The organism is Pseudomonas sp. BF-R-26, from assembly GCF_019947395.1.
Taxonomy (GTDB): Bacteria; Pseudomonadota; Gammaproteobacteria; order Pseudomonadales; family Pseudomonadaceae; genus Aquipseudomonas; species Aquipseudomonas farris.
The window spans coordinates 1-12,419 of record NZ_JAGYGK010000033.1; the positions used below are offsets into that span (position 1 = coordinate 1).

General features: G+C 59.9%; 12 protein-coding genes. 5 read left to right on the forward strand and 7 right to left on the reverse strand.

Going from position 1 to position 12,419, the window contains the following annotated elements; all coding sequences use genetic code 11:
- Nucleotides 1-107 precede the first annotated feature (107 nt).
- Nucleotides 108-773, reverse strand: a complete 666-nt coding sequence (locus tag KGB18_RS29545) for a fumarylacetoacetate hydrolase family protein (protein ID WP_223570953.1) — start codon at nt 771-773, stop codon at nt 108-110.
- Between the two features lie 37 nt (nt 774-810).
- Nucleotides 811-2,205 carry an FAD-binding oxidoreductase gene (locus tag KGB18_RS29550; protein ID WP_223570958.1) on the reverse strand — a complete coding sequence of 465 codons (1,395 nt, stop codon included), beginning with the start codon at nt 2,203-2,205 and terminating at the stop codon, nt 811-813.
- A 206-nt stretch (nt 2,206-2,411) separates the two neighbouring features.
- Between KGB18_RS29550 and serA the strand changes: the two genes are divergently transcribed.
- On the forward strand, nt 2,412-3,641 hold the full coding sequence (gene serA, locus KGB18_RS29555; protein ID WP_052964597.1) for a phosphoglycerate dehydrogenase: 1,230 nt from the start codon (nt 2,412-2,414) through the stop codon (nt 3,639-3,641).
- A 63-nt stretch (nt 3,642-3,704) separates the two neighbouring features.
- Here the strand turns inward: serA and KGB18_RS29560 are convergent, their stop codons facing one another.
- Nucleotides 3,705-4,130 carry a DUF4399 domain-containing protein gene (locus tag KGB18_RS29560; RefSeq protein ID WP_223570954.1) on the reverse strand — a complete coding sequence of 142 codons (426 nt, stop codon included), beginning with the start codon at nt 4,128-4,130 and terminating at the stop codon, nt 3,705-3,707.
- A 135-nt stretch (nt 4,131-4,265) separates the two neighbouring features.
- On the opposite strand from KGB18_RS29560, the gene KGB18_RS29565 reads away from it, so the two are divergent.
- Nucleotides 4,266-4,853 (forward strand): transporter substrate-binding domain-containing protein, encoded by a 588-nt coding sequence (locus KGB18_RS29565; RefSeq protein ID WP_123720313.1) that lies wholly within the window; start codon nt 4,266-4,268, stop codon nt 4,851-4,853.
- A gap of 129 nt (nt 4,854-4,982) precedes the next feature.
- Here the strand turns inward: KGB18_RS29565 and KGB18_RS29570 are convergent, their stop codons facing one another.
- Complete coding sequence (locus KGB18_RS29570) at nt 4,983-5,468, reverse strand: DUF523 domain-containing protein (protein ID WP_223570955.1); 486 nt, start codon at nt 5,466-5,468, stop codon at nt 4,983-4,985.
- A gap of 2 nt (nt 5,469-5,470) precedes the next feature.
- A complete protein-coding gene (locus tag KGB18_RS29575; protein WP_123720311.1) occupies nt 5,471-6,103 on the reverse strand; it encodes a 2OG-Fe(II) oxygenase in 633 nt (210 codons plus the stop codon).
- Nucleotides 6,104-6,236: 133 nt separating this feature from the next.
- Here KGB18_RS29575 and KGB18_RS29580 point away from each other — a divergent pair, with 133 nt between their 5' ends.
- The gene (locus KGB18_RS29580) at nt 6,237-6,989 is read left to right on the forward strand and encodes a DUF2059 domain-containing protein (protein ID WP_201061681.1); all 753 of its coding nucleotides are present in this window, start codon (nt 6,237-6,239) and stop codon (nt 6,987-6,989) included.
- Between the two features lie 129 nt (nt 6,990-7,118).
- Here the strand turns inward: KGB18_RS29580 and KGB18_RS29585 are convergent, their stop codons facing one another.
- Nucleotides 7,119-8,066, reverse strand: a complete 948-nt coding sequence (locus KGB18_RS29585) for an alpha/beta hydrolase (RefSeq protein ID WP_223570956.1) — start codon at nt 8,064-8,066, stop codon at nt 7,119-7,121.
- Nucleotides 8,067-8,163: 97 nt separating this feature from the next.
- Here KGB18_RS29585 and KGB18_RS29590 point away from each other — a divergent pair, with 97 nt between their 5' ends.
- Both KGB18_RS29590 and KGB18_RS29595 read left to right on the forward strand, forming a co-directional pair.
- Nucleotides 8,164-8,742 carry a DUF6436 domain-containing protein gene (locus tag KGB18_RS29590; RefSeq protein WP_123720308.1) on the forward strand — a complete coding sequence of 193 codons (579 nt, stop codon included), beginning with the start codon at nt 8,164-8,166 and terminating at the stop codon, nt 8,740-8,742.
- A gap of 103 nt (nt 8,743-8,845) precedes the next feature.
- Nucleotides 8,846-11,257, forward strand: coding sequence for a penicillin acylase family protein (locus tag KGB18_RS29595; protein ID WP_223570957.1), 2,412 nt, complete (start codon nt 8,846-8,848; stop codon nt 11,255-11,257).
- Nucleotides 11,258-11,416: 159 nt separating this feature from the next.
- Here KGB18_RS29595 and KGB18_RS29600 read toward each other — a convergent pair whose 3' ends face one another.
- Complete coding sequence (locus tag KGB18_RS29600; protein WP_201061675.1) at nt 11,417-12,382, reverse strand: GlxA family transcriptional regulator; 966 nt, start codon at nt 12,380-12,382, stop codon at nt 11,417-11,419.
- Nucleotides 12,383-12,419: the final 37 nt, after the last annotated feature.

A 12,419-nucleotide genomic window follows, 5' to 3' on the forward strand; every position in this document is an offset into this window, starting at 1 on the left:
GTATAAGAGACAGCCCGCGATGACGGCCTTTCAGTCAACATCAATGTTGAATGTGACGGCCTCATCGCGGGCAAGCCCGCTCCCACAGGTTTTTTGCAGTGCCCGGTTTAGCGCACGCTGCTGGCGAAGCGGCTGGCGCCCGGCAGTTCGAGCACCAGTTCGTCACCGACATTCAGCGGGCCAACGCCCACCGGCGTACCCGTGAGGATCACGTCACCGGCCTGCAGCGAGAAGCAGCCGGCCATGTACTGGATCATCGGCACGATCGGATTCAGCATGTCCTTGCTGTTGCCATCCTGGCGCACTTCGCCATTGATGGTCAGGCGGATGCCAATGTCGGTCAGGTCGGCGAAGGTACTGCCAGCCACGAACGGCGCAAGCACCGCAGCGCCGTCGAAGGACTTGGCGATTTCCCACGGCAGACCTTTGGCTTTCAGCTCGGCCTGTTTGTCGCGCAGGGTCAGATCAAGGGCCGGGGCGATGCCGGAGATAGCATCCAGCACTTCTTCACGGCTCGGTTTGGTCGACAACGGCTTACCGATCAACACGGCGATTTCCGCTTCGTAATGCACCGAGCCACGCTCGGTCGGAATGCTGAAACCGCCTTCCAGCGGCACCACGCAACTGCCCGGCTTGATGAACAGCAGTGGCTCAGTAGGCACCGGATTGTCCAGTTCCTTGGCGTGTTCGGCGTAGTTACGGCCGATGCATACCACTTTCCCCAACGGGAAATGAATACGCGTACCGTCGACATACTGGTGCTGATAGCTCATTGACCGACTCCTGCTTCGTGCTCTTAAGTTCGAAGAATCAAACAGCGAAAATCTTGCCCGGGTTCATGATGCCGTTCGGGTCGAACACCGCTTTGACGGCTTTCATGTACTCGATCTCAACCGGCGAGCGACTGTAGGTCAAGTAGTCACGCTTGGTCATGCCCACGCCATGTTCGGCGGAAATCGAACCGTTGTACTTCTCGACGGTTTCGAACACCCACTTGTTGACGGTCGCGCACTTGGCGAAGAACTCGTCCTTGCTCAGGTTGTCCGGCTTGAGGATGTTCAAGTGCAGGTTGCCATCGCCGATGTGGCCGAACCAGACGATTTCGAAATCCGGGTAGTGTTCGCCGACGATCGCGTCGATTTCCTTCAGGAACCCTGGGACTTTCGACACAGTGACCGAAATGTCGTTTTTATACGGCGTCCAGTGGGAAATGGTTTCGGAGATGTACTCGCGCAATTTCCACAGGTTTTGCAACTGGGTTTCGCTCTGGCTCATCACACCGTCCAGTACCCAGCCCTGCTCGACGCAGTGCTCGAAGGTTTCCAGAGCTTGGTTTGCCACTTCTTCAGTGGTCGCTTCGAATTCCAGCAGCGCGTAGAACGGGCAATCGGATTCGAACGGTGCCGGCACATCACCGCGCGCCATAACCTTGGCCAAGGCTTTATCGGAGAAGAATTCGAAGGCGGTCAGGTCAAGTTTGCTCTGAAACGCGTGCAATACCGGCATGATCGAATCGAAATCGGCGGTGCCGAGGACCATCGCGGTGAGGTTTTTCGGCGCACGGTCCAGACGCATGGTGGCCTCGACCACAAAGCCCAGCGTGCCTTCAGCGCCGATGAACAGCTGGCGCAGGTCGTAGCCTGTGGCGTTCTTGATCAGGTCTTTGTTCAGTTCCAGCAAATCGCCCTTGCCGGTGACGACTTTCATGCCGGCCACCCAGTTGCGGGTCATGCCGTAGCGAATCACCTTGATCCCGCCGGCATTGGTGCCGATATTGCCGCCAATCTGACTGGAACCTGCCGATGCGAAGTCCACTGGGTAGTACAGACCGTGCTCTTCGGCCTTGTTCTGCAATTGCTCGGTGACCACGCCTGGCTGACAAACGGCCGTGCGGTCAGTCAGGTTCACATCGAGGATCTGGTTCATGTAGTCGAAAGACACGACCACTTCGCCATTGGCTGCCACGGCCGCAGCCGAAAGCCCGGTACGACCGCCGGACGGCACCAGCGCCACCTTGTGTTCATTGGCCCAACGGACAATGGCCTGGACCTGCTCGGTGGTCTTGGGGAACACAATGGCCGTGGGGGCCGGGGCGAAATGTTTGGTCCAATCCTTACCGTAAGCATTCAGGGAGTCGGCGTCGGTCAGCACCTTGCCAGACTCAACCAAGGTCTTCAGCTCATCAATCAGCGCAGGATTGGTCATCGACAGAACTCTCGAACAATTCATGGTCATCCTGAGAACGCTTCACGTCGCAGGAATGAGTGTTTAGCGGGGTGCATATGCTAGCATACCGACCCCGCAGGATAGTGCCCAAAGGCTGCTCTGCGGTGACGGCTTTCTTGCCGTCCGGGTCAGCTCACGCTGTCCGATTCCCTGCCATTTTTTCTCCGGGACACAGGTTTACGCAGATGAGCAAGACTTCTCTCGATAAGAGCAAGATCAAGTTCCTTCTTCTCGAAGGCGTCCACCAATCGGCTGTCGACGTCCTCAAGGCGGCGGGCTACACCAGCATCGAGTACCTCACAGGTTCTCTGCCGGAAGCCCAGCTGAAGGAAAAGATCGCTGATGCTCACTTCATCGGCATTCGCTCCCGCACTCAACTGACCGAAGAGATCTTCGATCACGCGAAGAAACTGGTGGCTGTCGGCTGTTTCTGCATCGGCACCAACCAGGTCGACCTCAACGCGGCTCGCGAACGCGGCATCGCGGTATTCAACGCGCCGTACTCCAACACTCGCTCCGTAGCCGAGCTGGTATTGGCCGAAGCGATCCTGTTGCTGCGCGGCATTCCCGAGAAGAACGCTTCCTGCCACCGTGGCGGCTGGATCAAGAGCGCAGCCAACTCCTTCGAAATCCGTGGCAAGAAGCTCGGCATCGTCGGTTACGGCTCGATCGGTACTCAATTGTCTGTTCTGGCTGAAGGCCTTGGCATGCAGGTGTACTTCTACGACACCGTGACCAAGCTGCCATTGGGCAACGCAACGCAAGTTGCCAGCCTGACCGAGCTGCTGGGCATGTCCGACATCGTCACCCTGCACGTTCCGGAAACCGCAGCCACCCAGTGGATGATCGGCGAGAAAGAAATCCGCGCCATCAAGAAGGGCGGCATTCTGATCAACGCTGCTCGCGGCACTGTTGTTGAACTGGACGCCTTGGCGGACGCGATCAAGGACAAGCACCTGATCGGTGCGGCCATCGACGTATTCCCGGTGGAGCCGCGCTCCAACGAAGAAGAGTTCGAAAGCCCGCTGCGTGGCCTGGACAACGTGATCCTGACCCCGCACATCGGTGGTTCCACCGCTGAGGCGCAAGCCAACATCGGTCTGGAAGTGGCGGAAAAACTGGTCAAGTACAGCGACAACGGTACTTCAGTATCGTCCGTGAACTTCCCGGAAGTGGCCCTGCCGGCTCACCCTGGCAAGCACCGTCTGCTGCACATCCACGAGAACATTCCGGGTGTAATGAGCGAGATCAACAAGGTCTTCGCCGAAAACGGCATCAACATTTCCGGTCAGTTCCTGCAGACCAACGAGAAAGTCGGCTACGTCGTGATCGACGTCGATGCCGAATACTCGGAAATGGCACAAGAGAAGCTGCAGCACATCAACGGCACCATTCGTTGCCGCGTGTTGTTCTGATAGTGACTTGAGTGACAAAAAAAGGAGACCTTCGGGTCTCCTTTTTCATGGGCGTGACGAATGTTACTTAACGTTGACGGTGATTTTCTCCGACACGATAGGCGGATCGAACGGCATGTGGCCGCTATCACCCAGCTCCAACTGCAAGGTGTGTTTGCCCGGCGCCAGCTTTACTTCAGCCTGGGTCTGCGCCTTGCCGAAGTGCAGATGGTTGGCATCGTTGGGGATCGGTGCACCGGCGGCTGGCAGTTTATCGACATCGATCAGCAAGTGGTGATGGCCGGTGTTTTTGGTGACATCGCCCGCAGGCGCGAGCGCAATGTTCTCGACAGCGAACTTGACGACGACGGTTTGCGGAACCGTGGCTCCATCCGCAGGAGAAACGATGGACACTCCTGCACCTTTGGGAGCCGGTGTAGCAGCCGTTGCCAGCATCGATGCACCCAGCAACAGGCCAGCCAACGCTGCACGTGACATAAAGCTTTTCATTCTCTTCTCCAGTTTTTCCGTAAAATTCGCTCGACCGTGACAACTTCACGGCCATTCGTTGTCGAAGGCACACGACAACCATAGCAAAGCGAGCCTGAACAGCGCGTCGCGATAAATGAATTCAAAGGAGTGACCATGCGCTTTTTGCCTGGCCTGATCTGCCTGCTGCCCCTTTTGAGCCCTTTGGCTCATGCCGAACTGATGGACGATGTAAACGACCGCGGCGAATTGCGCATTGCCCTTGAGGCTAATACACCGCCCTTCAATTTCAAGGATGACGACAAACTGACCGGCTTCGAAGTCGAGTTGGGCCAACTGCTGGCCGATGAGCTGGATGTGCGGGCCGACTTCGTCGTCACCGATTCCGGCGATCTGTTGAGCGGCGTTGAAAGCGGCAAGTACGACGTGGCCATCAATCACATAGCACAGACCCCGGACCTTAAGGATCGTTTCGACTTCACCGAACCTTACAGCTACGCGGATGCGCAATTGCTCACGCAGAAAGAAGAGCAGCCGCGCCCGCTAGTGTTGGTGCAGTCACTGAAGGAAGAGGAGCCGAAGGCCGGCCCGCCGGTGAGCCTGGCGATTCCGTTTCAGAAGGGTAACCCGGCATTTCACGCCAGCCTCGAAAACGCCTTGCAGCGGATCAAGGGGGATGGGCGATTGGAAACGTTGTCGCAGAAGTGGTTCGGGGCGGATACGAGCGCGGCGCCGAAACCCTGATTCAAGGTTAACGAGCAACCCTGTGGGAGCGGGCTTGCCCGCGATGAGGCCATAACATTCAACATTGATGTTGAATGTTGAACCGCCATCGCGGGCTTGCCCGCTCCCACAGGGATTTGTGCAAGGCCGTTAGTCGAGGGTTGCCAGGGCTGCCGCCGCTTCGACCAATTCCAACTCACTGAACACCTGAACGCCATTGCGCTTGAGCAATGCCGCGGTGACCCCCTCACCGCTGACCTTCACGCCACTGAACGTCCCGTCATAGGTCAACAGATTCCCGCAAGACGGGCTGTTGGCCTTGAGCACGGCAATGCGGATGCCGTGCTGTTGCACCAATTCCAGCGCCTGATAAGCCCCCGAAAGAAACTCGGCACTGACGTCCTCGCCCTCGGTGGTGATGACCGATGCAAGGCCATCAAGCACTTCACCGCCCTGCCCGCCCGGAATCTCCGCCGCGGCTCTTGGCGTCGGCAAACCACCGGCGACTTCCGGGCACAACGGCACCACCCGGCCTTCGGCAATCCATTGTTCCAACAGATTGAATGGCCCACTGGCGCCACCGTCGTAACGGACGCGGTGACCGAGCAAACAGCGGCTTACCAGAATCTTTTGCATGATCAGAACGGCTCATTACCACGACGCCGGAACCAGCCCGTCAACGACAGGCGATCTCGGGTTGCGGGCAGGACTTCGTGGGGGACTTCGCCCGACAGGAATACCACCAGGCATCCGCCGGTGGGCACCACATCGTGTTCGACGCCTTCGTCCAGGTACATGCGCAGCTGGCCACCATGCTCAGGCAGCCAGCCGTCATTGAGGTAGATCACCGCCGAGACCATGCGCCGGTCGTCATCGCGGAACCGGTCGACATGCTTGAGGTAGAAAGCGCCAGGCGGATACAGGGCGAAATGGCTTTCGAAATCTTCCAGGCCCAGAAACAAACTGCGATTCATCGCCTCACGCAGACGGTCCATCAACCCCAGATAGCTGTCGCAGGCCTCGACCTGACCGGGTTCGAGCCATTGGATATGGTCACCGCGAATGCCCTCGCGGATCTCCGAAAACGGCCCGCGCCCCACGGCGGCGGGGGCGAGTTCGCCCTCGGCGGCACGTTTGCGGCACTCGGCCGCCAGCGCCCGGGTCAGATCCAGAGGCAGGAAAATATTCTGCTGCGACCAGCCGCGCTCAGCCAGGTCGTCGACGATACGTAACAGCAGCGGATGATCAGAGGATATTTGCATGGCGCGCATAGTATTCCTGTGCCCGCAAATCCGACAGAGCCGCGCAGCGGAGGATTGGTCGGATAAGGCACGCAACCTGATACGAATTCTCGACAAGTACGAATGCCGCACGGAGAATAGTCGCCTGCTGACAGGAGTCCCTATGCGTCGCTTGCTTTTTTCACTGCTAATGCTCTGCGTATTGCCCGCCTGGGCGGACGGCCACGACCAGTTGTACAAGGTCGCCGGTTGGCCAGAACAACGCGCGCATTTCAACGATGCTCTCTCCACCGCTCAGCAGCGTTACCAGAATAGCCTGCCGCCGGCGGTGTTTCAGGCCCTGGTCAACAACAGTAATCAGCGTTTCGCCCCCAAGGCCATGGACCAGCGTGCCGAAGCGCAGCTGCGCAAAAAGCTTGCCGATCCAAAACCAGCATTGACCTTCTTTCAATCGCCCCTGGGCAAGAAAATTGTCGCCGCCGAACTGCTGGCGACCCGTCGCGATCAACTGGCGAAAAACGCCAAGGGCTTGCCGAAAATGCAGGCCAGCGATACCCGGCAACTCATCATCGGTCACCTGGCCCAGGCCCTGCCTGCTCGCGAGGCCGGCGCTGAAGTCAGCCTGGCGATTGCGGGCGTGGCGGCCGACAGCCTGAGTTCGATGATCCCCGGCTTGCTCGGCGGCGGTCAGGCTCAAGGCATGTTGAACGGCCAGCGCCAGCGCCTGATGGAGCAGATCGGCGCCGACCTGAACAACACGCTGCTGTATGTCTACCGCGACCTGTCGGATGAAGAGCTGGAAGAGTTCGCGACCTTTGCCGAGTCCATTGAAGGCAAGGCTTACTACCAAGCGGCATTGGCGGCGATTCGGGCGGGGTTGGCGGTGGGGCAGAGTACGTCGAGTCTTACCCAGTAACTTTTGCGTCAGCCAGATCGCCATCGCGGGCAAGCCCGCTCCCACAGTGATCGGTGTCGTTCACAAATCCTTCGGTCAAAGCAGATACCTGTGGGAGCGGGCTTGCCCGCGATGAGGCCCTGATTACCGCTAAAGATTTCGCCCCTTCATCCGCCGGGTCAAAAACCCGAAATACTCCTGCCGCAACCCCGGCGTCTCATTTGCCAGATGATGCCGTGCCTCAGGCAGCATCAGCACCTGAGGCCGATCGAACTTGCCCCGCAATACGTCAAGGTTGTGCTTCCAATCCACGGTCATGTCTGCCTGCCCCTGCACGATCAGCGGCTGCCGCGGGCTCTTCGGTGCCGCTTCGATGCGCTTGATCCACCGTCCCAGCGCACCGACCCACGCCGTGGGCAGACGCAGCGGTTGCAGCGGATCGGCTTGCAGGAACGTCAGGAATTCAGGGTCGTTGGAGTTCTCGCTAAAACGCCGGGCGATGCCTTTGACGAACGGCTTGAGCAAGTAATAACTGAGCTGTGACCAGCCCCAGGCTCGCGGCCGCACCAGTGGCGACAGCAAGATCACCTGCCCCTGGGCCGGACTGCTCGCGCCCTGGTTGAGTACATGATCGATCACGATCGCTCCGCCGGTACTTTGTCCGCACAGGTGCCAAGGCTGCGGAAGGTCCAGCGATTGCGCCTCCGCCAACAGCCCTTGCAGGGTGTTCTGATACTCGGCGAAATCCTTGATGCTCGCCCGTTCGCCACTGGACAAGCCATGCCCCGGCAGGTCACAGGCGATTACTGCAAAACCCTGGTCCAGCGCCCACTCGATCACATGCCGATAGAGCCCGGTGTGATCGTAGAAGCCATGAAACAAAAACAGCGTCGCCTTCGCCCGCTCGGGCCACCAGAGCTGGCTGACCACTTCATAGCCATCGACCTCGAAACGCCCCAGGCCACTGCGCAAGGTTCGCAGGGGAAAATCCAGCCCATAAAAATGCTGATAGGCCATGGCCTCCGTCGACAGCGGCTGCCACTCGGCCAATGGCCGCAGGCTGGCACGCAAATGATCGGGGTCGAAAGTGGCAGACATGGGCTATTCCAGAGCGCGAAACGGACTTTATAGGCCTGCGATATTCATCTGTCGCGGCAAGCATGGCAAGCTAGCCGACCTTCGAGGATTGAAACCCATGCGTCCGGCCTACCGCACCACACTGCTTGCCAGCCTGCTCGCCCTTGTGTGTGCCGGCGTGCTGTGGGCCGCCTATGACTGGTTTCAGGGGCGCTACTTGCGTGCCTTCAGTTCGCACACTGCGGTGTTCTCCGGCGACCCCTTGCGCCTGCCGGACGAACTGGCCGGCCCCGGCGCCATTCGCCTGGTGCACTTCTGGGACCCGGCTTGCCCGTGCAATGTCGGCAACCAACAACACCTGACCGAACTGGTTGAGCAGTATGTACCGCAGGGCGTCGAGTTCTATGCGGTCCAAAAGCCCGGCAGCCACGGTCAATTACCCAGCACGTTGAGCCGCCTTAAAACCATCACTGTCCTGCCAGGTTCCGAACAGATCCCTGCCAGCCCGGCGGTGGCGATCTGGGACCGCAGTGGCAGGCTGGCGTATTTCGGTCCGTACAGCGAAGGCCTGACCTGCAATTCGAGCAACAGTTTTATCGAGCCCATCCTGCAAGCGCTGAATGAAGGCCGGGCGGTGAACGCCACCCATACGCTGGCGGTGGGTTGCTACTGCCCGTGGCCTGCTGAGGTGAAGTAAGGCATTCCTGACTTTTCCAGGACCGCGATGCCCGGCGCAGGAGGTCTGTGCTACACGTTTGCAGCCCACACGGGCGGCAATCCCGAAAGAACAAGGAGTCACCATGAAACGCGTCCTGACCGTACTTGCCTTGCTGATCGTCGTACTCGTCGCCGGGGGCGGCTGGTATGTGTACAGCAAGCAACCGACGCGCCAGGGCCAGGTGGAGTTGCAGCACCTGCAAGGTTCAGTGACCGTGCGCTACGACGTGCGCGGCGTGCCGCATATCCGTGCCGAAAACGAAACCGACCTCTACCGTGCCCTTGGTTATGTACATGCCCAGGACCGACTGTTCCAGATGGAAGCCATGCGGCGCCTGGCCCGTGGTGAATTGGCCGAAGTCCTCGGCCCGAAACTGATCGACACCGACAAATTGTTTCGCAGCCTGCGCATCCGCGAACGGGCTGAAAGCTACGTGGCCGCGCTGGATCGTCAGTCGCCGGCGTGGAAGGCCCTGCAAGCCTATCTGGACGGCATCAATCAATATCAGGACAGCCACACTGCGCCGGTAGAGTTCGATGTTCTGGGGATCCCCAAGCGCCCTTTCACCGCCGAAGACAGCATCAGCATCGCCGGCTACATGGCCTACAGCTTTGCCGCGGCGTTTCGCACCGAACCCTTGCTGACTTACGTGCGTGACCAACTGGGCGCCGAGTACCTGAACATCTTCGATCTCGACTGGCAGCCCAAGGGCGTGTTGGCCAAAGGGCGCGCCAACCCTGCACCGGCCCTCACCGCCAATGACTGGAAGGGTCTGAACGCCCTCGCCCGTTTGAGTGAGCAGGCGCTGGCCGACAATGGCCTGCCACAATTTGAAGGCAGCAATGCCTGGGTGATTTCCGGTAACCGCAGCAAAAGCGGCAAGCCTCTGCTGGCCGGGGACCCGCACATTCGCTTCTCGGTGCCGTCGGTGTGGTACGAAGCGCACCTGTCAGCGCCGGGTTTCGAGCTGTATGGCTACCATCAGGCGCTGGTGCCGTTTGCGTTTCTTGGCCACAACCTGGACTTCGGCTGGAGTCTGACGATGTTCCAGAACGACGATCTGGACCTGATCGCAGAGAAGGTCAACCCGGACAACCCGAATCAGGTCTGGTATCGCGGCCAGTGGGTCGACATGGTCAACACCGAACAACAGATCGCGGTCAAAGGCCAGTCACCGGTCACGCTGACCCTGCGCCAGTCGCCCCACGGCCCGATCATCAACGATGCACTCGGCACCGCCGCCGGCAAGACGCCGGTCGCCATGTGGTGGGCCTTCCTCGAGACCCCGAATCCGATCCTCGACGGCTTCTACCAGCTCAACCGCGCCGACACCCTGGCCAAGGCCCGCGCCGCGTCGGCCAAGGTTCAGGCACCGGGGCTGAACATCGTCTACGCCAACGCCAAGGGCGACATCGGTTGGTGGGCCTCGGCGCTGCTGCCCAAGCGCCCGGCCGGGGTGAAGCCCGGTTTCATCCTCGACGGCAGCACCCCTCAGGCGGACAAGGAAGGCTTTTACCCGTTCAGCGCCAACCCACAGGAAGAGAACCCGCCGCGGGGTTACATCGTCTCGGCCAATTTCCAACCGGTATCGCCGACCGGCATGGAGATTCCCGGTTACTACAACCTTGCCGATCGCGGTCAACAGCTCAATCGTCAGCTCAGCGACAAGAACGTGAAGTGGGACAACGACTCCAACCAGAAGCTGCAACTGGGCACCACCACCGACTACGGTCCGCGTTTGCTGGCGCCGTTGCTGCCGGTACTGCGTGACGTGGTGAGCGATCCCGCCGAGCTCAGACTCGTGGAGCAACTGGCTCAGTGGAGCGGCGATTACCCGCTGGACTCCATCAGCGCCACGCTGTTCAACCAGTTCTTGTTCAACCTCACCGACGCGGCGATGCGCGATGAACTGGGCAATGACTTCTTCGAAACGCTGCTCCCGACCCGGGTGATCGATGCCGCACTGCCGCGCCTGGCGGCCTCCGCCGATTCACCATGGTGGGACAACCGCAACACCCCCGGCAAGGAAACCCGCGCCGATACGGTCAAGGTTGCGTGGCAAGCGAGCATGGCTCACCTCAATACCACCCTGGGCGCCGATTCCACACAATGGCAGTGGGGCAAGGCGCACACCCTGACTCACGGCCATCCGCTAGGGATGCAGAAACCGCTGGACCGCATCTTCAACGTCGGGCCATTCGCGGCGCCCGGCACCCACGAAGTGCCGAATAACCTCTCGGCCAAGATCGGCCCGGCGCCGTGGCCAGTGACTTACGGCCCGTCGACGCGGCGGCTTATCGACTTCGCCGACCCCGCCCACAGCCTGACCATCAACCCGGTCGGCCAGAGTGGCGTGCCGTTCGACAGCCACTATGCCGATCAGGCCGAGGCGTATATCGAAGGGGTTTACTACCAGGCGCATCTCAATGATGAAGAAGTGACGGCCAATACCCGGAGTACGTTGAAGCTGTTGCCAGCGCGTTCAGGGCAATAGATTTCTGTTGGTTGAACTGACGTCATCGCGGGCAAGTCGAATCGTCGCACCGCCGCTCCCACAGGTTTTTTGTTGATCACAAGATTGTTGCTTCACACCGATCACTGTGGGAGCGGGCTTGCCCGCGATGAGGCCCACAAAAACAACCCAAATCCTGGCTCAAACCATCACCGCAAAATTCAACCTGAACTGCTGCGGTGTCACTCCCAGCCTGCGGTTGAACACACTGCGCATGTGCTGGGCATCGCGAAACCCGCACTGATACGCCACGGTTTTCAGCGGCGCATGGGTGCTTTCGAGCATCACCCGCGCCGCGTCCACCCTCGCACGTTCGACGAATTCCGCCGGGGTGATTTTCGCCTCCTTGGCGAACACCCGGGAAAAGTTGCGCGCACTCATATTGGCGGCGTTGGCCAGATCAGCGATGGTCAGGTCGCCATTGAGGTTGGCCAACACATAGAGCTGAACCAGCGCCACCGCCGAAGTCGGTTCGGCATGGGGCGTGAGGAACGGGCTGAACTGCGATTGCCCGCCCGAACGCTGAGTGAACACCACCAGCCGCTTGGCCACGCTGAGTGCTACGTCCGGCCCGTGATCCCGGGCCAGCAAATACAGCGACAAATCGATCCCCGCGGTGACCCCGGCCGAGGTGTAAAGCTCGCCGTCCTGCACGTACAAACGATCAGCCTCGACCTGAGTCGACGGGCACAACTGCGCCAACGCCGCGGCATCGCCCCAATGAGTGGTGACGGTTCTCCCATCGAGCAATCCGGCCCGGGCAAGCATGAAGGCGCCATTGCAGATCGAGCCGAAGCGTTGCGCCAGCGCACAGGCATCGCGCAGCCAGGTATCGAACGCCGCGCCAAAATTCATGAACGGCAACTGCGGCCCGCCCGCCACCAACAGCAAGTCATAAGCCTCCAGCGCTTCACTGAAATGCAGGTGAGCATTGAGCGACAAACCGTTGGAACACGCCATCACCCCATGCTCGACACCGATCACCTCCAGCCGATAGTGATCCTGCGGGGCCAGGAAACGATTGGCTTCGGAAAACACATCCAGGGGGCCGGTGACATCCAGTGACTGGACGCCTGGGAACACCACGATGGCAATGGTTTTACTCATGGTTCAAGTTCACCTTCACATTGAAAAGATCGCAGCC

Bases quoted from the DNA above. Each gene is read 5' to 3' on its own strand.
- KGB18_RS29595 (WP_223570957.1), top strand. From the start codon at position 8,846: ATGAAACGCGTCCTGACCGTACTTGCCTTGCTGATCGTCGTACTCGTC.
- KGB18_RS29565 (WP_123720313.1), top strand. From the start codon at position 4,266: ATGCGCTTTTTGCCTGGCCTGATCTGCCTGCTGCCCCTTTTGAGCCCT.
- KGB18_RS29570 (WP_223570955.1), bottom strand. From the start codon at position 5,468: ATGCAAAAGATTCTGGTAAGCCGCTGTTTGCTCGGTCACCGCGTCCGT.
- KGB18_RS29550 (WP_223570958.1), bottom strand. From the start codon at position 2,205: ATGACCAATCCTGCGCTGATTGATGAGCTGAAGACCTTGGTTGAGTCT.
- KGB18_RS29585 (WP_223570956.1), bottom strand. From the start codon at position 8,066: ATGTCTGCCACTTTCGACCCCGATCATTTGCGTGCCAGCCTGCGGCCA.
- KGB18_RS29580 (WP_201061681.1), top strand. From the start codon at position 6,237: ATGCGTCGCTTGCTTTTTTCACTGCTAATGCTCTGCGTATTGCCCGCC.
- KGB18_RS29545 (WP_223570953.1), bottom strand. From the start codon at position 773: ATGAGCTATCAGCACCAGTATGTCGACGGTACGCGTATTCATTTCCCG.
- serA (WP_052964597.1), top strand. From the start codon at position 2,412: ATGAGCAAGACTTCTCTCGATAAGAGCAAGATCAAGTTCCTTCTTCTC.
- KGB18_RS29560 (WP_223570954.1), bottom strand. From the start codon at position 4,130: ATGAAAAGCTTTATGTCACGTGCAGCGTTGGCTGGCCTGTTGCTGGGT.
- KGB18_RS29590 (WP_123720308.1), top strand. From the start codon at position 8,164: ATGCGTCCGGCCTACCGCACCACACTGCTTGCCAGCCTGCTCGCCCTT.
- KGB18_RS29575 (WP_123720311.1), bottom strand. From the start codon at position 6,103: ATGCGCGCCATGCAAATATCCTCTGATCATCCGCTGCTGTTACGTATC.
- KGB18_RS29600 (WP_201061675.1), bottom strand. From the start codon at position 12,382: ATGAGTAAAACCATTGCCATCGTGGTGTTCCCAGGCGTCCAGTCACTG.